We start from the raw sequence: 24,140 nt of genomic DNA on the forward strand, positions 1-24,140 counted from the left end.
ACTTAACTGTTATTAGGAACGAATACTCAAAATGAGTGGGTTCTAAATCGAGTCTATTGGGCGGGGTGAACCTGAGGGAAGCTCATGGTTGGGTGCTTTTCTACTATACTTTTGTAGCCGTATACATCCTCAATCATTGAAGGTTGAAGTGCCTCCCAAGGGCTGCCATCACACACCAAGCTACCGTCTTTTAATACTACGAGTCGATCAGAATATTGAGCGGCTAGGTTTAGGTCGTGCAGAACCACGATAACGGCGGCATTGTGGTTGTCGGCTAGCTCTCTCGCGATCTTTAAGGTGTTGTGCTGGTGGGCAAGATCCAGTGCTGATGTGGGTTCATCAAGCATCAAGATACATTGATCGCCAGAGTGGTGGAGTTGAGTTAATACTCGAGCCAAGTGAACTCGCTGTTTTTCACCGCCAGATAGCGAAGGGTAGAGTCTTTCACTTAGGTGAGTCACATCAGCAACATCCATTTTTTGGCTAGCAATGCTGGTCAGCTTCTTGTTGGATTCTTGCAGAGGTATACCACCAAGCTCAACAACTTCATGTGCCAAAAAAGGGAAGGTCAAGGTACTGTGTTGAGGAAGCATAGCCAAATGTTTCGCCAACTTGCGTGAAGGCCACTTGTCTTTGACATGTCCAAAATACTGGATATCACCCGTGCTCGATATCTCCTGACATAAAGCTTTCAGCAGCGTGCTTTTTCCTGCGCCGTTTGGCCCAAGCAATGTGGTTACCTTTCCTGCTTCAATCTCAATAGAAACGCCATCTAATATCACTTTGCTGCCGAACTTCACTTCGATGTCGGTTGCTTTTAACGCTGCAGGAAACATTAAAGGATTCTCCCTTTCTGTTGGAATAGTAGATACAAGAAGAATGGAGCGCCGATGATAGCTGTGACAATACCCACTGGCAGCTCTGCTGGTGCCAGTACAACGCGTGAGAACATGTCTGCGGCTGTTAACAACAATGCGCCTAGTACCGCAGATAGTGGTAGAAGAACTCGGTGGTCAGGCCCTGCCAACATACGACCTAAATGAGGTATCACTAGGCCAATAAAACCAATCATGCCAGACAGGCTCACCGTGATACCAACGCCTGCGGCAGTCAGTAGAATCAGCTGTCGTTTCAGTTTTTGAACTGGAATGCCTAGGTGTTGCGCTTCTGATTCACCTAAGAGTAAGGCATTCAAAGACATTGCTTGGCGGTAAAAAACGACAAACAGACCAACGAGAGTAACTGCAGCGAGCAAGATACCCGACCACTTGGCACCTGCCAGAGAACCCATCGACCATAGCGACAGGTCACGTAGCATTTGATCATCTGCGATGAAGTTTAAGAAGCCAATCCCTGCACCTGAAAGTGCGCTGATCGCCACACCTGCTAATAGCATGATAGTTACTGAGGTGCCGAATTTGCCAGTACCAAGTTTGTAAACCAGCAATGTGGTTAGAGCGCCGCCCAAAAAGGCAAACACAGGCACTGCGGCAAAGTTCATGAATGCCGGGTATTGAAGTGAAAGCTCAGAAAACAAAACAATAGCTAGCGCTGCCCCTAAGGCCGCACCCGCAGATACGCCAATGATGCCAGGCTCGGCAAGTGGGTTTCTAAATAACCCCTGCATGACCGCGCCACATAAGGCGAGGATTGCACCAATCAACATGCACAAAATGGTTCTAGGTAAGCGGATCTCTTGGATCACTAAGTTGATGTGGGGGGCTAAGTCATTGTTTCGGTTAATTAAGCTTGTAGCGCTGTCCGCCAAGCTGATGTTCATTGGCCCAACAGTGATTGAGTACAGCGCGACAAAGGCTAGGGTTGCACCTAGGCCTAACATCGATGTTTTCAGTGGGACAGATCGTAACAACATAAAGGGCCTCAATATCTATCGCTAACTTTAATTCCTTGTACCAACAACGTGAGTCTGTGGATAAAGGGAAGTGGGATAGCGATAGCAGAAATAGGGTAGTCGAGTTATAGCGGATAGATAAGTGCGTTTAATCGCTTAGCTTCTGAGAGGCTTTCCAGACCAAGTCCGCCAACCAAAGCACTGCCATTTACGGTAATGATTTGCTTGTTCATGCCTGCTGGAGTCGACGCTAACATAGGTAATGATTTAAGGATGGCATCCGCGCCGCCCATTTTTTGGTAGCTACGACCACTGACTAAGATCACATCCGGCTGCATTTCTACCAGTGATTCCATTGAAAGCGGCTTGTAAGACGTTAGGCTCTGAGCGGCAGGGTTGATACCACCAGCTAACTCGATGATTGCGTTTGTCGAAGTCTCACCACCGGCAACGTTCGCAGGGCGACCTTCATGCAACAACAGGAAAAGCACCTTCTTCGTTTCGTTGCTTGATACTTGGTTCGCTTTCAGTGCAGTAATCTTCTGATTTACTTCAGCTTTAACTTGCTGTGACTGTTCTTCGGTATGGGTAATCTTGGCGATTTGGTCGATACGCTTTAACAGCCCTTCAACGTTTGCTTCAGTATTCACAATCTCGACATCAACGCCTGCCGATTTTAATTGAGAGATCGCGTTGTCTGGTCCCATTTCATCAGAACCAATCAGTGTGGTTGGCTCTAGGGCAAGTAAACCTTCCGCAGACAGGTTTCTGTGGTAGCCAATCTTTGGTAGGTTTTCAGACTGAGGGAAGCGACTGGTTACATCAATACCCACCAACTGTTCTTCTGCGCCAAGGGCTAAAACTAATTCTGTAACGGCACTGCCAGCACTGATGATGCGAGGTTGTTCAGCGTCGTTGGCCATTGTGGGTGATGCGCTAAGTGCCAGGCTGATTGCTGCTAATGAAAGGAAGAGTGTCTTGGTCTTTAATTTATTGAGCACGTTTAAGTTGTTCATAATATTTATCTTTATATTTTCTTCTTGTATCGCGAAGATACTCAGTGAGCAGTCCGTTCGCATTGTGAGTTCGAATCGATAGAGAGGTTTAGTTCTGGCTTTTTAGTCTCACCAATCAATAGCTAAACCTTCTGAAAATTGAGTGTTGTTCTAGCCATCGTCAGTGAGCAATTGAGTCGCTGGTATTCCGTTCTCTTGAAGGAATGAAAGCAACTTCACTAGGTTCTCCACGTTGGCAGCTTTATCTGCGCCAATGATGATCGGCTTTTTATCCGCAGAACCTGTCTCTTCTAACAAGGCTATCTTGAAATTTTCCCAGTCGATGTACTCTTGGCCGTTAATCGCCCAGTAGGGTTCGTGGTCTAAAATATTGACACTAATGGAATCTTTGTGGACTTCAGAAACGTTTTTGACATCCGAGCTTGGCAGCTCAACTTCTAGCGATTCCAGCTTTACCGATGCAGTAAGCAATAGGAAAACCATCACGATAAAAATGATGTCGAGTAACGGCGTTAAGTCAGGAGCCAGGCTCTGTGTGTTCGATGAGTGGGGCGTTTTAATCATGCTTGGCTCACATCACCGATAGAGGTTTTGTTGTCAGGCTTACCTTGAGTATCATCGGATTGATTCGTTTGAATCGACATGCCTTCTAGCCACACATTCACATAGTTCAGAGTATGTTCTAACTGAGCAAGCACTCGGTCAGCCCAAAGGCCTAATAGTTGTGCACCTGAAATAGCAGGAAGTGCAATCATCAAGCCTGCGGCAGTCGTTCTCATTGCTAATCCAAGACCGTCTGCCAAATCATTGGGCGTGATGCTGCCTGTTGTCGCGGCAACACCTTTGAACATTTCAATAAGGCCAAGTACCGTGCCAAGCAAGCCGATGAGTGGGCTGATCACGCCGATCAAACCAAGCAGTCTTAAACCTGCATGAAGCTGGTGGCGTTTTTCTTGTAGCCAAATGCCAGCAGCATCTTCACGCAACCCTTTTGAGAAAGAGTGGTGAGCAAGCAACATTGACACGCCCTTGTACAGTAGCGGGCGTTTATCTGAAATCGACTGAGCAAGCGCTTCAATCTCTTTACTGTTGGTTGGTGAGATTTGGTTTAGCTCACGACGAATGGCTCGTTTGCCCACACCAATGCTGAGCATGACTTGGAATACACGCTCTGCGATGATCATTGCTGTTAGTGCTGAACAGATAAGAAGAGGCCAAGCCATTAAGCCCAGCTGATCTTGTAAGTAACTGATTTGTTGCATGATTAATCCAACCTAAAACGAACAGGTATTTGTACTCGGTGAGCAATCGCTCGACCATTGACAGTATGAGGTGAGAATTTCCATTGTTTAATGGCGTCTAAAGCGGCGTTATCGAGCATTAGTGCGCCTGATGAATTTACTAATGCTTGTTTAATTTGTTTGCCTTCTGCGTCTAACCAGATCTCATAAGTTGCAACACCTTCAACGCCACGACGTCTGGCTTGGCGAGGATAATTCGGCGGTGTAGGGCGTGCAGAAAAAGAAGGCTTAGTGATTAGCACTGGCTCTTGGTTTGATACGCCTTGGTTTACTTCCTGAGGTTGGTTGGCAGACTCGTCCATATTCTTATCGACTTTCTTGTCGGCCAACTTCTCTGCTTGAGTGGCTGGTTTCAGCTCTGGGTGTTCTCTTTTAACTACCTTTTTCTCAGTCACTGGTTTCTTTTGAACTAGCTTTTTCTCGACGACCTTCTTCTCAATTACTTTTTTCTCAACTTTCTTTGACTGAGGCTTATTGGTGAGTGCTTTTTTCTTTGGGGTTGGCTTAGCTTGCTTTGGCTCAACCGTTTTTGGTTCGACTGGTTTAGGTTCGGCTTGCGAGACTGTTTCTTTTACTGGCTCTGGTTCAACAGGTTCTGTGATTGTTTTTTGCTGAGCTTGTGAAGGAATGCTCTTAGGAGTGAAGTTGATCGATACCGTGCTCGATTGGCTACCTGCAGGCATCGCAAATACTTTGGATTCTTGAGCGACAAACAACAACGCTGCATGAATCACTAACGATGCTCCGCCTGCAATAACATATCTAGGAACGTTCACAGTCAATCCTTTACCAAATCAAAATTCTGTATCGGATTATTGCTTAGAATCTAAATAAGATCAATTATCAATTGCATTATCATTTGCGTGTATCTATGCTTCTCTCAGTTTTTAGCGAATAGTCTTCCAGGCTTTGCTATGTAAGTGTTTAGAGAGATTATATGAGTCTTGATATTTATAAATTTGACGAATCAATCTTGGGTGTTTCTAGCCCTGATCCGCTTCGTTTTGCGTTTGCCAAAAAGCATTCTGCACACGCCGGAGGAAGTTCAATTCCGGTCGACCCCAGTAAGAAGTTAGAACTCTTTGATGAACTGATGCTAAGCGAAGGGGAAAAACAGGATAAACGTTGCCTGTATATCCACATTCCTTTCTGCCGTGTGCGCTGTACGTTCTGTAACTTCTTCCAAAATGCTGCAAGCCGAAAATTAGTGGATGAGTACTTCGATGCTCTGATGGTTGAGTTAAAGCAGAAAGCCAAAACGCCTTGGGCTCAGTCTGGATTATTTCATGCTGTTTATATCGGCGGGGGAACCCCAACCGATTTATCGCCTAAACAAGTCGAGTTATTAGGCAAGGCTATCCGCCAACACTTCCCACTCGCCAATGATGTGGAAATGACCTTAGAAGGGCGCATCAATCGATTTGGCGACGAGATGTTTGATCGTGCGCTTGAAGGTGGCTTCAATCGTTTCTCATTCGGTATTCAAAGTTTCAATACTCAAGTTCGACGCAGTGCTAAACGCCTAGATGACCGAGAGGTTGTGCTAGAACGTATCAGTTCACTAAGCCGTACTGAGCAAGCACCAATCGTTCTTGATTTGCTATACGGATTACCACACCAATCTATGGAAGTGTTCCAACAAGATTTAGAAGACTACATGTCTACTGGCGCACACGGCATTGACCTCTACCAACTGATTGTTGCGGGCAATGCACCTATGCTTAATCTTGTTGAGAAAGGAAAAATCCCACCGCCTGCGAATACGCCAGATAAGGCGAGTATGTACTTGGCGGGTGTGGAGTTCATGGCAAAAAATAAGGTCAAGCAACTGAGCGTAAACCACTGGACTCGTGATAACCGCGAACGCAGCATTTACAACAGCTTAGCGAAAACTTATGCCGAGGTTCTACCCATTGGTTGTGGCGCTGGTGGCAACATCGGCGGTCATGGTGTGATGCAGCATCGAACTTTAGACAGCTACATGGAGTCTATAAAGCAAGGTCAATTACCTATTGCCATGATGACGAAACAAAGCTCATTAGAGCCTATCTTCTCAACATTAAAGGCAGGTTTCGATTCTGGTGTTGTTAGAAGAAGTACGTTGCCGACCTTTATGGGACAAGACACGTTCGATTACTTGAAGCCTCTGTTCTCACATTGGGAAAAGAATGGCTTGGTTGAGCTTTCGGTAGATTATCTGAGCCTGACTGTTGCTGGCAGCTTCTGGGCAGTAAGCCTCGCTCAGAGTGTGATTCAAGTGCTTAACGCTGAATATCAAGCGATGCACCCAGCGCCGAAAGCGTCAGGTTCGGGCGTTCACCCGCATGCAAGCTTGAAGCACGCTTAATATCGAATTTTAAATTTAAAACTTACGTAAATTACTCGTTTATACGGAAATATATTCAATGACAGATACAACATTAGAAATGACAGAAACTCTAGAACAACGTGTCGCTCGCATTCTAGAAGAAGAACCAAAACTGCTTCCTACTGCGATTGCTGAGAAGCTAGGTGTTTCAGAAGTTGAAGTGGTAGCTGCTTTTCCAAACGACATGGCAGTGATGCTAGATGGCAGCCGTGCTCAAGAAATTCTAGAAGGATTAGTGGGTTGGGGCCCTGTGACCACAATCGTGCATTCATTCGGCTCAATCTTTGAAGTAAAAGCGCCGTTCCCTAAAGGTAAAGTAGCGCGTGGTTACTACAATCTGATGGGCAAAGAAGGCGAGCTTCATGGTCACCTGAAACTCGACAATGTCAAACAGATCGGTTTAGTGAGCAAAGCGTTCATGGGTCGTGAAAGTCATTACTTCGGTTTCTTCAGTGAAACGGGCGAGAATATTTTTAAGATTTACCTAGGCCGCAACGAAAAGCGTGAGCTGATTGCCGACCAAGTAGAACGCTTCAAAGCGCTAAAAGAACAAGCTTAAGCACAGTTAACGGCAAGCTTAACTAAGGTTGCCAACTGGCTTAAACAAGACATCAATGCTCGAGGATCGTTTAGTTCGCTAATGATCGCTCAACCTCGGGCAAAAATAATAAATCAGAGAAAGTGAATAAAGGAATTACCCATGGAACAGCAAGTAAAACAAGAACGTCTACAAGGTCGCCTAGGTCCAGAAATTAAAGAGTTTCGCCAAGAGCGCCGTACCCTTCAACTTGCAACGGTTGATGAAGAAGGCCGCCCAAACGTAAGTTACGCACCTTTCGTTCAGAACCAAGAAGGTTACTTTGTTCTAATTTCTGATATCGCTCGTCATGCTCGTAACTTGAAAGCAAACCCTCAAGTGTCTTTGATGATGATTGAAGACGAAGAGAGCTCGAAGCAGCTTTACGCACGTAAGCGTCTAACGTTTGATGCGCAAGCGAGCGTTGTAGAACGTGAAACGGAGCTTTGGACTCAAGTTATCGGCCAGATGCAAGAGCGTTTCGGCGAGATCATCGATGGTTTGAGCCAGCTTCAAGATTTCTCTCTGTTCAACCTTAAAGCAGATAACGGACTGTTCGTGAAAGGTTTTGGTCAAGCATATCAAGTATCAGGCGACGATTTGGTGGATTTCGTTCACCTGCAAGAAGGCCACAAAAAAGTGTCTAACGAGTAATCTCGTTTAACCTACTTCTTCAGGAGCCCTCCAATGTGAGGGCTTTTTGCTATCTCATTATCAAGCAGGGAAACTGCGGGTCTTTTAGCTAATAAACTCAGACTCAATCAAAGAGTTTGGTATATTGGCGTTTGATGATTATTTATGTGTAAGGATCGGTACGTGAAACCAGTAAGTCGAGATTGGGACGAGTTCTGTTACCCATTTATCTATGAAGACAGTCCTATCTGTGATTTTGAGATTTTGTCGGATGAACTTTGTTGCCGAGTTGGGCTGGTGTTGTCTTTAGAGCTAGAGCCTCAGGTTCGCGAGATCCTGCAACGCTTGCAGCCAAACATCTATCACTTGAATGGCTCTGTGCGCGGTAAGCTTGCCATCACCGAATTTGAATTGGTCGAGCTCAAGCAAGACTATCACCGTATCCGTGAGCAGCTAGAAGGTGGTTTTAAAGGCTTTGTTTTACCCGGTGGGCACCGAGTGTCTAGCGAGCTTCACTTGTGTCGTTGTCAGGCTAAAAAGGTCGTGCGAGCGCTAGTCAGTATTGAGCATCATGAAAGCAAAAAGTCACCAGACCCGATTCTTTTTAAATACGCAAACCTAGTCGCGAACACTCTCTATGCGTTGGCCTCTTTTACCAATCATGTCAATGAAGTCGAGGAAGTGGAATTTGTGAGTAAGAGCTATTCTATGCCAAAGAAGTCTATGCCAGAAAACAAAGACTAACGGTTGGCTCTATTCTCATTCAGGTTGGAATAAATAACAGACAAAGAAGCTAAACAACGAGTTGATACTTGGTTTAGCTTCTAAAACAGAGCCTAAGCAGCCGTAGAGGCGTCGTTTAATACTTTTGCGCCGCGTAACATGGCTTCGATTAATTCGCCCGCGTTAAACTTCTCAAGCGCTTCATGTGCCCCCACCTGATTGGCACGGTCAACACAGATTTCACTGGACAATGATGTGTGCAAAATACAGTAAGCATGACTCAATGCGCTGTCGTTCTGCACTTCAAACGCAAGCTCATAACCATCTAAACCTGGCATCTCGATATCACTCACCAGAAGGTCAATGGCATTGCCAGCGCTGGCTTGGCGTCGCATTAGGTCGATGGCGTCTAAGCCGTTGTTACAAATGCTGTAAGGGATGTTGATGCTGTCTAAGGCATCAGATAACTGTTTACGCGCAATCAAAGAGTCATCCACCAATAAGATGTTCAATGCTTTGAGGCGTTCTCTCTCTACATCGGTCAGCATCGGGATATGCGCATTTTCATAATCTGGGTAGATCTTAGAAAGCAGCAGTTCCACGTCGAGCATTTGTACAATACGGTCTTCAAAACGCGTAATACCCGTTACAAAAACATTGCGACCCACACTGGTGGGTGGAGATTCAATACTCTTCCAGTCGCATTCAATGATCTTATCAATCGAACGAACCAAGAACGCCACAACGGTTCTTAAACAGTCGGTGACGATGAGTACGCAATCTTGGTATTCAGCGGGTGTTATCGGACGGAAGCCAATCGCAGCGGACATATCAATCACAGGAACCGTAAGGTCGCGGATAGTCACTGTACCAATCACGTGATGATGAGAGTAGGGGATCTGAGTCATCGGCTGAAAAGGGACGATCTCTCTGACCTTAAGCGTGCCAATCGCAAAACTTTGAGTGAGGGATAACTTGAACATCAACATTCCCTGTGACTGACTCGCTTTACTGATCGGTTTGGCCATAAGTGGCTCCTACTTAATACGCGCTTAATTTATAAGGATTAATTTAAAGGGAAATGGAAGCCGCAGCAAGTCGCGATGCGGTTTTTAGTGGCCTTTAAGGCAGTTGTTTTCGCTTATAGAGTGAAGAATAGCGGTTCTTGGGTTAAAATCACGCTAAACGCTGGCTGTCGATGGATTTATGTCGATAAGCCGTTAGCGGCAAACAGATTTACAACAGTCAGTTCATTAGCGATGTTCAAAGCAACCGTCGAAAGTAAACTGGCAGCAACAAACTGAGAATTATCATGGCAAGAACAGCAGCAGCGCTTCATATTTTGGTGAAGCATAAAGAACTAGCAGAAGACATCATGACGCAGCTTAAAAAGGGCGCTAAATTTCAAACGCTAGCGAAGAAACATTCAACCTGTCCATCAGGTAAAAAGGGCGGCGACCTAGGCGAGTTCAAAAAAGGTCAAATGGTGCCTCAGTTTGATAAGGTTTGTTTCTCTGGCGAGACGCTAGTACCACACCTTGTGAAAACAAAATTTGGTTGGCATGTGGTTAAGGTTCTTTACAGAACTTAGCAATAAATATGTGATAGATTGAATAAAAGGAGCGTATATACGCTCCTTTTTTGTGACTTTTTTGCGCGTTTTAAAGCAATACGGTTGAGTGTTCATCCCAGACGTTATGCGATAATTAGCGCTACGCCCTTAACTATCCGCCGTGACTAATCGTTGGGAGGAGGAGGGTTTTTAATGAGTAACTCATATAATAAATGCCATTCTTAAGGAAATTTATGCAGCTTTGCCTTTTAGCCTTTGCCTTTTCTAAAAAGCTGTAAACGAGTTTGGTAGGAGAACACCATGGAGAGTTCAGCTATGTTAAGCAACCCAGCGACAGATGTCATATTGCATGCCTTTGACTGGTGCTACGCTGACGTAATGAAGAACGCCCCACTGATCCAAGAGTTGGGTTATAAATCTGTTTTAGTTTCACCAGCAATGAAGTCATTACGTGGTCCTAAAGGCTGCGATCGAGATTCTGGTACTCAATGGTGGCAACGCTATCAGCCGCAAGACTATCGTGTGATTGATAATCAGTTGGGTGACACACAAGATTTTAAAGCGATGGTCGACACGTTAAAGCAACATGGGCTTCGTACCTATGTAGACGTCGTGTTTAACCACATGGCCAACGAATCGGGCATCCGCGGCGATTTAACGTACCCCAACCAGCAAGACATGACGTCTTATCAAAAAGATGCTGACTATTACGAATCGATCCGCTTGTTTGGTGATCTTTCTAAGCCTTTATTTGATGAAAACGACTTCGTGGAAGCGTTTGGTATCAAGAACTGGAAAGACACTTGGGAAGTGCAAAACGGACGTATTACCGGTGGCGCTAGCGATCCTGGCCTGCCAACGCTGTTGGATAACGATAATGTGGTTGCGCAACAGCGAGCGTATCTAAAAGCCTTGAAAGCGATTGGTGTGAAAGGATTTCGCATTGATGCGGCAAAGCACATGACACTAGCACACCTACGTAAGGTGTGGACTGATGACATCTGCGAAGAAATGCACATCTTCGGTGAGATCATTACCGATGGCGGTGCGACAGAAGAAGAGTATGAGCTTTTCCTTGAGCCATACCTTAAACACACTCGTTTAGGGGCGTACGATTTCCCGTTGTTCAACACCATCTTCAAAGCATTTGAAGAGCAGGGCAGCTTTAAGTCTTTGATTAACCCTTACTGTTTTGGTCAAGCTCTGTCGAACATGCGAGCTATCACGTTTGCAGTAACTCATGATATTCCAAACAACGAGGTGTTTTTGGAGCATGTGATGGAGGAAGTGGACGAGCGATTGGCTCATGCTTTCATTCTTGGTCGAGATGGCGGTGTGCCACTGGTTTACAGTGAATTAAGCACCAGCGGTATTTTAGATGAGAATGGTCAGCCTCGTTGGCTTAACGATTGGCAAGCACCTTACATGAAAAACATGATTCAATTTCATAACCATGTTCATGGCGAAGCGATGCGTGTGGTTGAAGCGAATGATGATTTGCTGGTGTTTGTTCGTGGTGATAAAGGCATTGTGGTGATCAACAAGTCGAAACGAAGCAAAACAGCCTCATTAAATTGGACTGGTGCAGTGACCGATTTATTGTCTGGAAAAGTGTTCGACTGTGTTGGTAAGGACTTAACTATTAAGGTTGAACCCAACCAGTGCATGATGTTGACGACGAACGAATTGAAGCCTGTCATGAGTTAACTCGGATAGGCTAGAAAGAGAAGCCCCGCTTACTGGTAATCAGTAAGCGGGGCTTTTTATTTGAAGCTGTTTATTAGTTACTAAACAGAGTGCTAGTTTAACGGTAAGACGGTTAAACCGTAAACTTGTTCAATAGCTCGTCTTGTTGGCGAACATTGTCCGTTTGAACCTGCATTGCTGTGTTCGCTTCTTGAGCCGCGTTTGACACTTGTGTTGAAAGGTCTTTGATCTTAACTGTGTTGTTATTGATCTCTTCCGCTACCAAGCTCTGCTCTTCTGCTGCTGAAGCAATCTGAATGTTCATATCTGAGATGCGTTGAATCGCGTCACGGATGCGGTCAAGTGAAGAGTTGGCTTGCTGAGCGCGTTCAACGGCGTCAGTTGCGGTATCTTTACTTTGGTTCATCGCGTTCGATACCGAACTTGCACCCGCTTGGAGCTGCTCAATCATGTTGCGGATTTCAGTGGTCGATTCTTGAGTACGCTGCGCCAGTGTACGAACTTCATCGGCTACGACTGCGAAACCACGGCCTGATTCACCAGCACGAGCCGCTTCTATCGCTGCGTTCAATGCCAGTAGGTTGGTTTGGTCTGCAATATCATTGATTACCTTGAGAATCGTTTCGATGTTTGCTGTTGCTGATTCAAGTACTTGTACTTCAGCAACTGCTTGGTCGATGCGCTCAGATAGGTTATCAATCGCTTGAGTGGTGTCACTAACTACAGAAGTGCCGTCTAGCGTTGCTTCGTCAGCTTCACGAGCAGCCGCCGCCGCACCTTGAGCATTGTTGGCGACTTCTGTTGCCGTAACTGCCATCTCGTTCATTGCGGTTGCTAGTTGTTCAAGCTCTTGTAGTTGCGTATTCATCGCGTTTGCTGATTCGCCTGCACCTTTAACGGTGATTTCAGTGCCACGCTTAATCTCAACACCAATCGCTTTCGATTGAATGATTTGATTTTGCAGGTTTTCAGTAAAGGTGTTGAAGCCTTTCGCCAGATCAGAGAACTCTTGGTCGGTATTGGTATCTAGGCGCTTAGTTAGGTCGCCTTGTCCGCTCGCGACATCTTGAATTGCTTGGTTAAGCGCATCAAGTGGACGCATTAATACACGAATCAGAACAGTCAGGGCGATGATGCTAAGAATAACGGCAATCAATGAATAGATCATTGAGCTGTTTTTCAAGTCTTCAACGGTTTGGTAAGCGATCTCTTCGTCAAGGATGGCACCTATGTACCAATCTTCACTCGGAATGTGCGTGAAATTAACCAAGAACATTTTACCATCGACTTCAATTTCCTGAGAGCCTTCACGAATAGTCGCTTGAGGCATGTAGCTTGAAAGCGATTCACCGTTGTTTTTCGCATTCGGGTGAGCAATCGTGGTGCCGTCAGCAGTGACTAGGAATAGGTAACCCGCGTCAAACAAGTTTACTTGGTTGACTAAGGTCGCAAGGTTGGTCAGTTCTAGGTCGTAGAACATACCTGCAGTAAAGCGGCCGTTGTCTTTAACTGGCGTACCTACTGAGATGATGACTTTTTTGCTTGATGCATCCACGTAAGGAGCGGTCACGACTAAACTGTTTTTGGATTTAGCATCAATGTACCAAGGACGGATTCGCGGGTCGTAATCTGGACCTGCATCCCAACCATCGTCATTCTCAATAACGAAACCGTTTGCTTCATAACCAAAACCAACCGCTAGGAAGCTGTTTTTAAGCTTTGGCTTTTCTAAGATTTCTTTAACGTAAGCGCGATCTTCAGGGTTGATCTCGATGACTTCAGTCGTCGATTGAGCCAAGGCTTTCTTGGCGTTCATCTCTGATTCGACGGTGTTTTTAACGCCGGAGACCATCTCTTTTAGGCTCGCATTGACGTGGTTTTCTACAGCGCTTCTTACGGTGTAAAGTTGTTGTATTGAAAGCAATGATACTGTCACTAGCAGCAAGGCTGATGATGCAGCAACCACCTTATGGCTAAATTTCATTGAGTTTTCCCCTTCTTACAGGCTTTGCGAAGACTAAAGTTAATTGTGTTTTTGTAATTATATATATCGACTAGATTGAATTTTACTTGAATGTAATTTCACAAAATAGACTACAAAAATACAACAACCTAAACAATACAAAATTCACTAAATCACATATTGGTTACTTTTAGTATTTGGTTCAATGGGTTGAAGAATTGATCTGTCTGGAGGTGGAAGAAATTAATAATGTATTAATTTTGTGTTTATGTATGTAGTTCTCGATTTAAAAGAGGCCGGGGTAAAATTGATATGAAATCGAGTGATATGCCAGCTTTATATATTTCTGAGGTTTTGAGTTGACGTGTGAATGTATTCCGTACAAAAAAAAGCCCCACAAAAGTGAGGCTTATAATTCTTTCTGCTTATTTACTTATATAAGTAGCATCTAATTTAGAATATTAGGTGAGCTACACCAGCGATAACTGGAAGCGTAATTAACGTACGCAGAATAAAGATAATAAACAGTTCCAAGATGTTCACTGGGATCTTACTGCCTAGAAGTAGAGCGCCTACTTCGGACATGTAGATTAGTTGAGTTACCGACATTGCTGCAATAACAAAGCGAGTCATCTCGTTGTCAATAGAAGCTGCAAGGATAGCTGGGATAAACATATCCGCAAAACCAACAACAATAGTCTCCGATGCAGCAACGGCTTCAGGTACACCAAGTAACTCTAGGAATGGAATGAAAGGCTGGCCTAGGAACGAGAATACAGAAGTGTATTCCGCAATCACCAACGCCATGGTACCTAGACCCATAACCACAGGCAGTACACCAAAGACCATATCTACAGCATTGCGAACGCCTTCGCCAAATACAGATTTAGCCGACTTAACTTGTGATGCTTTGTTTACCGCTAGCTCAAGACCCCAAGAGAATGTTGAGTGACCCGCTGGGATTGCATCAGCGTCTTTGTGCGGCTTGCTACCGTCAATGAAGGTGTCTTTCTTCATGCTTAGTGGTGGAAGACGAGGGATGATTACCGCTGCCACAATACCCGCTAGACAGATTGCTGCGTAGAAAGGTAGGAACAAGTGCTCTAACTCTACTTGTGCAATTACCACAAGGCTAAATGTAATCGATACTGCCGAGAAAGTCGTACCAACAACTGCAGCTTCACGCTGAGTGTAGAACTTCTTCTCGTACTGTTTGCTGGTAAGAAGGATCCCAACGCTGCCATCACCTAACCAAGAAGCCATACAGTCGATAGCACTACGACCTGGTAGGTTGAAGATAGGGCGCATGATTTTACTTAATAGGGTGCCAAACAGCTCTAACAAACCGAAGTTAAGCAGCAGTGGCAGTAGTAAGCCAGCAAAAATAAATACTGAAAATAGAGTCGGTAGTAGCCCTTCTAAAACTAAGCCACCAGTGTTCTCTTCCCAAATAAATTCAGGGCCGACTTGGAAGAACGCCATGAACGCGGCTGCACCGCCAATTAAACGAACTAACAACCATAGTGGAGACGGGTTGAAAAGACCGTTTAAGAATGAATTCGATGTAATGAATGCAGGCTTGAAAATGGTGCTTAAAACGGAAGCTACAGACATGAAGGCAACGATTGCAGTGATAATAGCAACTAGAGACTCACCGAAAACCGCTTGAATTGATTTGGCTAGAATAGCGACAGGGATCGTTAGATCACCTTGGTAGCTGATTGGTGCCATGAAAAGGAATAAACCAATCAGAGATGGGATTAAGAAAACCCACAAACTGCCTTTAGATTTCTCTGGTTGAGCAGTATTCGTGTTGTTAGACATGTTAATTGTTCTCGTATTTCTACATGTAAAAAAGCCACATCCTTGGCGTTTTTATTCTCTAAACATCCGTATTTTCTCACTGGCTGCAAGATTACCCAGTATTGATAGCGCTTGCAATACTATTCATCAAATATCGCTAACTATTCACACTGGTTATTCTGCAACTCATTAAGAGTTTAGAATAAAGTGTTGCGAATGTTACGTAGTTTGAGGATATATTGCCAGATATTTATAAATTGATTGAAGTTTCAGTTCGATAAGTCAGGTAGAACCAGTAGCTAAGTGCGATAATGAAGGCGAAAGAGGCAGGGAAGGCCAGTGCCAAAATTTCGAAGCGTTGGAACAGACAAGCGCCACTTAAGCCGCCAAATAGGAAGCCAACGACAATGAACATCAGCAGTTTGGCCTTACGGCGGTCAAAAGGCATTCCTTTTAAGCGAGCGCCAATCATGATCCCAAGATCGGTAATGATCCCACTCATGTGTGTTGTTCGAATGATCGCCCCGCTGTAAGTGGTGATCATCGCGTTCTGCAGACCACACGCGGCTGAAGCGAAATACTGGCCTGAAGTGTAGCCTTGCAACAGTGCCCACAGCGCCAAGAACAGTAATCCACCCTCTATACATAAAGCAACACCGTAACGGCGGCCTAGCTTCAGGGCTTGGTTTTCAATAAAGAACCCACTGAAAGCTGCACCTAACATAAAGCTCATGATCACCAATAGGAGATGAATAGAAGCCGAAGTCGGTGTGAGCAAGCTACTGCCTAGTAAAGACATGGTGCCCGAGATGTGGGAAATGGCTTGATGCTGGAAACCAAGTAACCCAATAGCATTTACGCTACCAGCAAGGCCTGCTAACAGTAAGGCGCCGTATTCAACCCAGCGAGGTAGCTTAGAAATCATGTGGTTCACCCTGGGTTAGAAAGAGGAGCAGATTATAACGCTAGCGAAAAGATACGCTAGCGTTGTGGGGCGTTGATATTTGATCTTAGGCAACAGTATTGCAGTTTGCTCTAATACTGTTGCTATATAAAGATAACGGTCAATAACGAACTAGTTGTAATGGCTCATTTGGTGGTCGAACTTAACCCATCCATGTTTGCGTTCTTCATAAACCGAAAAGCTTGGCAGTGGGAAGTCTTGCTCTTTAAATAATCCGAGCGGGACGATATAAAAATCGGCGGCGGCAACCGACTGCAAAAGCATGGTGGTGCCACACTTGGGGCAAAACTGATAGGTGACTTCATTACCTGTATCGCTAATGCGTGAGAAAGAGGTCACTTCACCGCTGAGTGTGATTTGCTCCATTGGAAACCGAGCCTGAACACCGAATACACTTCCGGTGCGTTTCTGACACTCATAGCAATGACACATAGAGGTGCGTTGAGGTTCGCCTCGGCATACTAGGTTGACTGCTCCACAGCGGCATTCGCAACTTCTGATATTTCTATCTTTAATATGATTGATATCCATCCATGCTCCACTTCTGGTTAACCCTGTATTGATAATTATACTAAAGCCCTTTATGGTCTGCACAACTGGATGAAAACAAAAGAATATAATTGCTCATGAAAAAGAAAATCTTACCTATTCCTCTGATTCTACTGATTCCAATTGTCATGTTGTTTGTGGTGATAGTAGCGGGTATTTATCGCTTTAGCTTAAGTGATGAAGAGATCTTGGCGAAGTTTCCTTCTTCTCAAGTGAGTTATGACCCAGTTGTAGAAAACGTTTTTGATTTGAAGACGACCAACCCATGGACAATTAAAGTTCCAGAAACTAACGCCTACGCTTTTATCAATGAAGTCGATGAACCTAGAGCAATCGCGTTTGGACGCTATGACTCAGGGGTTGAGCGCGGTGTGATAACGGTAGACACCAATAACCTTTCAGCCGTCACGCTGGGCAAAGCGAGTTTCTTTGTCGCGCCGATGTGGATATCTAACCAAGGCAGTGGCGTATTCTATTACCTTGGTTTGTTTAAACATGATCAGCAACGAAGCCGTGTCGTGTTAGTTGACCAGCTTTTCTTAGGCGATCGCGTGCAAATTCAGACTTTGGATGTCACTCAACAGCCACATTCGCAATCACAGAAAAAACTCACAGGGGAAGGTTTTATCGGCTTTACTCAGCATTCTGCGGAACAATCCTTTGCAGAAGCCCCTTCTGAAAAGGTGTTGATGAGCTTTTCTTTTGATACTAAATCAATTGGTAAGCAATAGCGTTTTCGTTAGTGCAAGGATTTGTTGTTTATGTGAGCCAAATTACATATTATCTTAATAAGATGAATGAAATTTAGACACTTTTTTATGCTTGTGTCTGCTTACTTTTACAAATGGAGCTTGCGAATGATTAATAAACGTTTTTTTAAGACGAAAGATGAAGTGGAAGTGACCTTCGAGCTAGAAGCTCAAGAAGCGAACTCTGTATCCATTGTTGCTGACTTCCTTGACTGGAAAGCTACCCCAATGAAAAAACTGGCGAAAGGGAAGGTTTACAAGTTTAAAACTCGTCTACCTAAAGATGGCGAGTTTCAATTCCGCTACCTAGTTGATGATCAACAATGGGTAAACGATTCGAATGCCGACCGTTATATTCCAAATGAATTTGGTGAAGACAACTGCCTAGTGTCGACGGTTAACGCTTAACCACTTTATAATAATTAGCGACTAATTCGCTTTGTGTATTAATTAGTCGAAATGGAATAACGCCAACCTATCGAAAGCAGAAATTAGCCGTTTCTGCTTTTTTATTTTTAAATTTAGCGGTTAATTTTATTTCTCGTTAAATGGTACTACATCTACGGCAACTCAATGACTTAACCTGTTTTGGGCAGATTCACATCATATTATGACAATGCATTGATGATTTATGCGTTTGAAAAGCATATCCTATGCCTTTATATCGTAGAAAGACCTGTTTACCGTGTATTCAAAAATATTTTCCTCTCCGTTTGCCGAGCTTTCACCTGTAAAAAAAGTAGCTATTTTAGGACTGCCGCTTATTGCAGCGATTGGAGTTGCTCTGCAATCTTCACAATCAAATTTGACGAAAACGATCGAGCTTGATCTACCAGACTCAACGGTTATTGAGTCAATTCTGTCACCTTCTTCTGTTACCGTTATTGAGCCGCCGACATTTGAGTATCAAATTCAATCTGGTGATAACTTGAGTAGCATCTTCACTCAACTTGGATTTTCTTATAAATCGATGATGAGCGTGATGGAAACCGATTTGAACTTCCTTGCTTTAGATACGCTTCGTCCGGGTAATACATTACGCTTTTGGCGTGATGAAGCGACCGGCGACCTTTCTAAAATGGAACTTCAATTTAGCGTCGCGGACAAAGTGGTTTATCGACTGCTTGATGACGGCAGCTACGAATTCGAAGACATCTCTATTCCGGGTGAATGGAAGCAAAAGCCTTTAGTCGGTGATATTCAAGGCAGTTTTTCGATGTCAGCGAACAAGGTTGGCCTCAACAGTCTTGAGATTGACCATATTGTGACGCTTCTTAAAGACAAGTTGAACTTTAGCCGAGATCTGCGCGCTGGCGATCAGTTTGAAGTGCTTCAAAAAGCTCAATATGTTGATGGTGTTGCAACCGGCAAACGTGAAATTGAAGCGATTAAAATCATGAATCGTAACCGCGTTGTTTCTGCGTACTTACATACTGATGGGCAATATTACGATGCCAATGGCGATAGCTTACAACGTGCTTTCCAACGTTACCCTGTGAGCAGTGGTTGGCGTCAAAGTTCTCAGTTTAATCCTAAGCGATTACACCCTGTGACAGGTCGAATTTCACCGCACAACGGTACAGATTTTGCGACGCCAGTTGGTACGCCGGTTCAAGCAACGGGTGACGGTAAAGTAATTATGACGCGTAAGCACCCATATGCGGGTAACTACGTGGTAATTCAGCACGGTAGTACTTATAAAACACGTTACCTACATTTGAGTAAAATCCTCGTGCGTAAAGGGCAAACGGTATCTCGTGGGCAGCGTATTGGTTTGTCTGGTAAAACTGGCCGAGTGACAGGCGCGCATTTGCACTATGAGCTGATTGAACGTGGTCGTCCTGTCAATGCAATGACAGCAAATATCCCGATGGCAGATTCTGTGCCTAAAAAGGAAAAAGCGACGTTTGTAGCTGCAAGAGATGAAGCTGACAAGCTGTTAAAGGTCGCTTTAGAAGCCCAACCTAATAACAGCTAGTTAGGCTCTTTGAGATAACCCTGAATAAGGCTGTTATTTATCAAGCGCTAATTAAAACCGCGAGAGCATCACTCGGAGTAGAGTCATGTTCTCGCGGTTTTTTGATCCTAGCTCAATTAAAGGGAGCGCTTTAAGCCAAAGGCTCCGAATGAGTAACATAACTGACGATAGCTTCAGGTCGCATTGGTGGCGAGTAGAGGTATCCTTGGATCTTGTCACATCCCATTGCGTGCAGCTTTTCTAATTGCTCACGCTTCTCTACGCCTTCCGCAACCAATGACACATCGAGCCTATGAGCAAGCTGGATAATCAGCCAAACAACGCTCTCTGAGGTTGAGTTGGTTAACAAATTACGGATAAAGGTGGCATCAATTTTAATGCAATCTATAGGGTAGCTGTGAATGTAATTCAAACTGGAGTAACCCGTACCGAAATCATCGAGCGCAATGGTGAAGCCTTGTCCTCTAAGGAAGTTAAGTGCCGATTTTGTCTCTTGGGTTGGAGATAACAGGACCGTTTCGGTTAACTCAATAACAAACTCATCAGCTTTAAAGTGATGTTGTTCAATGGTTCGAGTCAGATAGGAAATATAGCGCTTAGAGTCGGTAAGCTCATGAGCAGAACAGTTTATCCCAAGCTTAACCTTGTAACCTAAGCCTTGTTCTAATGCGGTTTTCGCGCGGCACACTAATTCAATAATACGCTCACCAAGCTCGACAATTAGCCCAGACTCTTCAGCCACTTGAATGAACTCTACTGGCGATATGTCACCGTGTCTGGCGGTCTTCCAGCGAGTCAGTACCTCGAAATATTCCCATTGCGTCTCGCCTTGGCCCACAATGGGTTGCACAACTACGTACATTCCATTGCTATCGGGGATATAGCTTTGTGAAATCGGATTTTCCAGTTCACTTCGCAGCGCAGCGACTAGCTCGGTTTTTCTTTGGTAGCGAACTCTTAAGTGAGTGTCATAACATTGGATATGGGTATCTTGGCTGTGTTTGCACTCTTTAAGCGCCAAACTGGTGTTGAAAATGATTTGCTCAACGTCCTTGTTATCCCCATCTGAGCGGGCAATGCCGATACTAACGTCGAAATCGATTTTGATATCAACGTTACTATAACCTTGCTTTATCTTGTCCAGTATTTGCTCGCAAACGGCTATCGGGTCTGAATGATAGGTAATGAAAGCGAACTCATTGCCAGCAGTCCGGAAAGTCAGGTTGCTTTCAGGCAAGGTTCGACGCAAAGTCTCTGCTACATATTGGAGAACCTTATCGCCAATATAGTTGCCGTGCATGTCATTGATGGCCTTGAAGCTATTGATGTCGAGCAGAGCGAGTGAGAATGGAGTGACGCTCTGTTGAGTGATCGACTCTAGCGTATCCGATAAACAGCTTCGGTTTAGTAACCCCGTTAAACTGTCGTGTGACACTTCGTAACTGAGTTGATTCACCAGTTGCTCAGAACGGTCGTTGAACCACATTTCACGCAAGGTGTGGATGATGATATCGGCGAATAATTGGTGGTGTTTTATCACGGCTTGTTGTTGGTCTGGACTAAGAGGCGAGCTAAACGTAGAGAACAACACGCCCATCACTTCACCACTTTGGGTACGAGTAGGAATAGCGATCGAGTTCTGCGAGGTTACTTCCTGCCTAAATGCTGATGTCGGTAATGACTGGACGACGTACTGAGCGAAAGAGCAATCTGGGTGTCTTTGATTAACCGCTTGCTGGTAGATATGCCCATGACGAGCATTGATTTTGTCGTGCAGTACATGGTCCGAATGAGCAATTACCAGAGGAACAACTTGGTCTGGAAAGTATTTTTTCTCAATGATACTGGTGTATTGAGTACCAAAGGCTTGGTGCAAAGTAAGTACAGCCGACTCTAAAAGGTCGATACCTTCCAACTTCAGTAAACGTCCGATGCGCTCAGTGTCTATCATGCTGTTGTGCGTATGTTGAGTCATAGTCACCATCCCTAGTTAACCAGATTCAGTGTATAAGCCGTATGTGTATGCTCTTGTTTGTACGATCTTGTAACTGCGCAGTATTAAGTTTTACTATCAATATGCGTCTAGTTTATTATTGGTCGTGTTGTATAACTTTTCAAATTAAAATGTGACTTATTTCACAGAGCCTGAGTGCTGCGCTCTTTGTCCAATCTATCTTTCAAATGGTCCAAAAACAGCTTGGTTCGTGTATGTGAGTAGTCAAGCTTAGGGTAGTACGCGTAAACCATCACTTCGTCGGCTGTTATATTTGGTAATACTGGAACCAGTGTCCCTTGTTTAAGATCCTCTTTGATCATTGCTTTGATGGTTAACAGTACGCCCATTCCTTGCTTCGCGGCATGAAACAAAGCCTCAGGGTTGGTGGTCGCAAAGTTACCGTTCAAAGTGATGCGTTGTCCTTTAGTTAGTGTGACTTCACGGGTTGGACGCTCTCCCCAGATCAAGGAGTTGTGTTGTTCTAAGTCCTGTTCGCTTGTGGGGTAACCATGTTTGGCCAGATAACTCGGCGCAGCATAGAAACTGGCCTTGTGTTCAAACAGCGGTGTCTTCTTGAAGCTTAACGAGTTGAGTTGTTCCAGTTCACGACTGATCACCAGATCTAAGCCCAGTTCTGGTAATTGTCCTGGAGTGGTCGTGATCAGCTGCACCTTAATGTCTGGATACTTTTCTAAGAAGTCGTCCATGTATTGCACGAGAAACTTAGAGCCAACCGCAATTGTCGCACCTATCTTTAATAAGCCTGCAGGGGTTTGGTTAACCGAGCGAGTCTCATCAATAATGGACTGCCAATTGTCGAGCTGATCTTTGGCTCTCAGGTAAAAGAGCGCACCGGCTTCGGTTTGGCTAATTGAGCGTGTGGTGCGCTTTAAAAGTTGAGTGCCAATGCGCTCTTCCAACCAGTTTACTCTTTTGCTGATCGCTGAGCTGGTGGTATTGAGTTTACGTGCAGCGCCATTGAAACTGCCTTCTTCTACAACTCTAACGTAGCTCTTTACGTTGAGGATCCAATCCATATTGTTTCCTGTTAGGACTTAATTAAATTCCAATTTGGTTAATTATCAATTACTAGTTTTGAATATAAACTTATATCATGAATAAATATCACACGAATAGGGAATTTTTTGAGCCAATCGACCTTTAAAAAAACGCCGTTACTCTTAGCAATGATGATTATTGCCACGGGACAGGTGGGTGTGAGCATCTACTTGCCGTCATTGCCGTTAATTGCTGCTGACTTAAGTGTTACCCAAGTGGATGTGCAACTGCTCGTTACGCTGTTTCTTGTGGGTTTTGGCTTGTCTCAGCTATTTTACGGACCGATGTCCGATGCAGTGGGAAGACGACCTATTTTCTTGTTAGGTCAGGGTGTTTATTTGATTGGTACTGTCGTTTGTGTCGTGTTTTCTGACAATATGACGGCGCTAGAGGTTGGCCGCTTGTTGCAAGGTTTAGGGGCGGGCAGTGCCTCGGTGTTAGGACGAAGTGTGCTTCGCGACAGTTATGATGGCTCTCAGCTTACCAAGGCGCTGTCTTATATCTCGATCACCGCTTCGATCATGCCGATCATCGCGCCAGTATTTGGTGGTTGGATTTCATTTCACCTCGGTTGGCAGGCGGTGTTCCTGTTCGTTCTGATGTACTTATTGGCGATATTTACGCTAGGTTACTTTGTTCTTCATGAAACTTTACCATACGGAAAGAGTCGCTTTGATGCCTGCCAAGTGGTGAAGAACTACGGACGTTTGTTGACCAATCGCCAAGTGTTAACCAGCGCCAGTTACAACTGGATGAGCTATATGGCGAGTTTGGTTTCGTTGTCGTTGTTTCCATTCTTAATGCAAGAGCAATTAGGGCTGACCGCCGCTGAATATGGCTCATTGATGATTGTTCCTTCGGCGGGCTTATTGATCGGTAGCGTCGCTTTAAACTTACTCAATCGTAGGTTTAGTACGCCTCAATTGATGAGCCTAGCTATCTTGATCATCTTGGCTTCAGGAGCTTGGCTTCTTACTCATGAATTATCCATTTTTAACTTAGTTTGGGCGTTTACTTGGTTGGCGATAGCACAAGGGATTTCGTTCCCTCTATCGATCAGCATGTTATTAGAGCCTCATAAGAAGCAAGCGGGCGCCGTCTCTGCGTTGTCAGGCTCAATTCAGATGTGTTTGGCGGGTTTACTCGGTGGGTATTTAGTAGAGAGTTGGGTGACGACTCATCTACAGTTAGGCGCGTTCTACCTCATTATTGGTGCAGCTATGGGGGGAGTGCTTTGGTCTTCAACCAAAATGAACAAGAAAGGCGATACTGTTGAAATGAAATATAGCTAAATGTCAAATTCACTATCGTCTAACGCACCATCGTTAA

Annotated in this window: 23 protein-coding genes; 10 read left to right on the top strand and 13 right to left on the bottom strand. The window is 44.6% G+C overall.

Features of this window, described 5'->3' with window-relative positions:
* Positions 1-53 precede the first annotated feature (53 nt).
* The 6 genes from BCV39_RS07705 to BCV39_RS07730 form a co-directional block, all read right to left on the bottom strand.
* Positions 54-836: a heme ABC transporter ATP-binding protein gene (locus BCV39_RS07705; RefSeq protein WP_048661095.1), complete on the bottom strand. Its 783-nt coding sequence runs from the start codon at positions 834-836 to the stop codon at positions 54-56.
* Positions 836-1,873 (bottom strand): iron ABC transporter permease, encoded by a 1,038-nt coding sequence (locus BCV39_RS07710; RefSeq protein WP_102433068.1) that lies wholly within the window; start codon positions 1,871-1,873, stop codon positions 836-838. The genes BCV39_RS07705 and BCV39_RS07710 overlap by 1 nt, the downstream gene beginning before the upstream one ends.
* Positions 1,874-1,977: 104 nt before the next feature.
* Positions 1,978-2,868: an ABC transporter substrate-binding protein gene (locus tag BCV39_RS07715; protein ID WP_102433069.1), complete on the bottom strand. Its 891-nt coding sequence runs from the start codon at positions 2,866-2,868 to the stop codon at positions 1,978-1,980.
* 150 nt (positions 2,869-3,018) lie between these two features.
* The gene (locus tag BCV39_RS07720; RefSeq protein WP_102433070.1) at positions 3,019-3,432 is read right to left on the bottom strand and encodes a biopolymer transporter ExbD; all 414 of its coding nucleotides are present in this window, start codon (positions 3,430-3,432) and stop codon (positions 3,019-3,021) included.
* Positions 3,429-4,130, bottom strand: coding sequence for a MotA/TolQ/ExbB proton channel family protein (locus BCV39_RS07725; RefSeq protein ID WP_102433071.1), 702 nt, complete (start codon positions 4,128-4,130; stop codon positions 3,429-3,431). Before BCV39_RS07725 ends, BCV39_RS07720 begins: the two co-directional genes overlap by 4 nt.
* A 2-nt stretch (positions 4,131-4,132) precedes the next feature.
* Positions 4,133-4,945: an energy transducer TonB gene (locus tag BCV39_RS07730; RefSeq protein WP_102433072.1), complete on the bottom strand. Its 813-nt coding sequence runs from the start codon at positions 4,943-4,945 to the stop codon at positions 4,133-4,135.
* A 161-nt stretch (positions 4,946-5,106) separates the two neighbouring features.
* Here BCV39_RS07730 and hutW point away from each other — a divergent pair, with 161 nt between their 5' ends.
* The 4 genes from hutW to BCV39_RS07750 all read left to right on the top strand — a co-directional run bounded on the left by hutW (position 5,107) and on the right by BCV39_RS07750 (position 8,491).
* Positions 5,107-6,516, top strand: coding sequence for a heme anaerobic degradation radical SAM methyltransferase ChuW/HutW (gene hutW, locus BCV39_RS07735; RefSeq protein WP_102433073.1), 1,410 nt, complete (start codon positions 5,107-5,109; stop codon positions 6,514-6,516).
* A 58-nt stretch (positions 6,517-6,574) separates the two neighbouring features.
* Positions 6,575-7,096 (top strand): heme utilization cystosolic carrier protein HutX, encoded by a 522-nt coding sequence (gene hutX, locus BCV39_RS07740; protein ID WP_102433074.1) that lies wholly within the window; start codon positions 6,575-6,577, stop codon positions 7,094-7,096.
* 141 nt (positions 7,097-7,237) lie between these two features.
* Entirely contained in the window at positions 7,238-7,768 is a 531-nt protein-coding gene (gene hutZ, locus BCV39_RS07745; RefSeq protein ID WP_048661102.1) for a heme utilization protein HutZ, read from the top strand.
* Between the two features lie 162 nt (positions 7,769-7,930).
* Entirely contained in the window at positions 7,931-8,491 is a 561-nt protein-coding gene (locus BCV39_RS07750) for an ATP:cob(I)alamin adenosyltransferase (RefSeq protein ID WP_102433075.1), read from the top strand.
* A 92-nt stretch (positions 8,492-8,583) separates the two neighbouring features.
* Here the strand turns inward: BCV39_RS07750 and BCV39_RS07755 are convergent, their stop codons facing one another.
* Entirely contained in the window at positions 8,584-9,498 is a 915-nt protein-coding gene (locus BCV39_RS07755) for a chemotaxis protein (RefSeq protein ID WP_048662365.1), read from the bottom strand.
* A gap of 281 nt (positions 9,499-9,779) precedes the next feature.
* Here BCV39_RS07755 and ppiC point away from each other — a divergent pair, with 281 nt between their 5' ends.
* Entirely contained in the window at positions 9,780-10,061 is a 282-nt protein-coding gene (gene ppiC / locus BCV39_RS07765; RefSeq protein WP_258185064.1) for a peptidylprolyl isomerase PpiC, read from the top strand.
* Positions 10,062-10,343: 282 nt separating this feature from the next.
* A complete protein-coding gene (locus BCV39_RS07770; protein ID WP_055319368.1) occupies positions 10,344-11,750 on the top strand; it encodes an alpha-amylase family glycosyl hydrolase in 1,407 nt (468 codons plus the stop codon).
* 112 nt (positions 11,751-11,862) lie between these two features.
* On the opposite strand, the gene BCV39_RS07775 is transcribed toward BCV39_RS07770, so the two are convergent.
* From BCV39_RS07775 to BCV39_RS07790, 4 genes are all read right to left on the bottom strand, one after another.
* Positions 11,863-13,734, bottom strand: a complete 1,872-nt coding sequence (locus BCV39_RS07775; protein WP_048661110.1) for a methyl-accepting chemotaxis protein — start codon at positions 13,732-13,734, stop codon at positions 11,863-11,865.
* A gap of 432 nt (positions 13,735-14,166) precedes the next feature.
* A complete protein-coding gene (locus BCV39_RS07780; protein WP_102433077.1) occupies positions 14,167-15,537 on the bottom strand; it encodes a YjiH family protein in 1,371 nt (456 codons plus the stop codon).
* A gap of 229 nt (positions 15,538-15,766) precedes the next feature.
* Complete coding sequence (locus BCV39_RS07785) at positions 15,767-16,441, bottom strand: YoaK family protein (protein ID WP_102433078.1); 675 nt, start codon at positions 16,439-16,441, stop codon at positions 15,767-15,769.
* 150 nt (positions 16,442-16,591) lie between these two features.
* Positions 16,592-17,074 (bottom strand): GFA family protein, encoded by a 483-nt coding sequence (locus tag BCV39_RS07790; RefSeq protein WP_170960871.1) that lies wholly within the window; start codon positions 17,072-17,074, stop codon positions 16,592-16,594.
* Between the two features lie 32 nt (positions 17,075-17,106).
* Here BCV39_RS07790 and BCV39_RS07795 point away from each other — a divergent pair, with 32 nt between their 5' ends.
* The 3 genes from BCV39_RS07795 to BCV39_RS07805 all read left to right on the top strand — a co-directional run bounded on the left by BCV39_RS07795 (position 17,107) and on the right by BCV39_RS07805 (position 19,756).
* Positions 17,107-17,760 carry a hypothetical protein gene (locus BCV39_RS07795; protein WP_102433080.1) on the top strand — a complete coding sequence of 218 codons (654 nt, stop codon included), beginning with the start codon at positions 17,107-17,109 and terminating at the stop codon, positions 17,758-17,760.
* 126 nt (positions 17,761-17,886) lie between these two features.
* The gene (locus tag BCV39_RS07800) at positions 17,887-18,186 is read left to right on the top strand and encodes an isoamylase early set domain-containing protein (protein ID WP_017630092.1); all 300 of its coding nucleotides are present in this window, start codon (positions 17,887-17,889) and stop codon (positions 18,184-18,186) included.
* Positions 18,187-18,463: 277 nt separating this feature from the next.
* Positions 18,464-19,756, top strand: coding sequence for a peptidoglycan DD-metalloendopeptidase family protein (locus tag BCV39_RS07805; RefSeq protein WP_048662363.1), 1,293 nt, complete (start codon positions 18,464-18,466; stop codon positions 19,754-19,756).
* Positions 19,757-19,886: 130 nt separating this feature from the next.
* Here BCV39_RS07805 and BCV39_RS07810 read toward each other — a convergent pair whose 3' ends face one another.
* A complete protein-coding gene (locus BCV39_RS07810) occupies positions 19,887-21,731 on the bottom strand; it encodes a bifunctional diguanylate cyclase/phosphodiesterase (protein ID WP_102433081.1) in 1,845 nt (614 codons plus the stop codon).
* 161 nt (positions 21,732-21,892) lie between these two features.
* Positions 21,893-22,789, bottom strand: coding sequence for a LysR family transcriptional regulator (locus BCV39_RS07815; RefSeq protein ID WP_102433082.1), 897 nt, complete (start codon positions 22,787-22,789; stop codon positions 21,893-21,895).
* Positions 22,790-22,897: 108 nt separating this feature from the next.
* On the opposite strand from BCV39_RS07815, the gene BCV39_RS07820 reads away from it, so the two are divergent.
* Positions 22,898-24,103, top strand: coding sequence for a multidrug effflux MFS transporter (locus BCV39_RS07820; protein ID WP_102433083.1), 1,206 nt, complete (start codon positions 22,898-22,900; stop codon positions 24,101-24,103).
* Positions 24,104-24,140: the final 37 nt, after the last annotated feature.

Source organism: Vibrio sp. 10N.286.55.E10 (assembly GCF_002872555.1).
Taxonomy (GTDB): Bacteria; Pseudomonadota; Gammaproteobacteria; order Enterobacterales; family Vibrionaceae; genus Vibrio; species Vibrio crassostreae.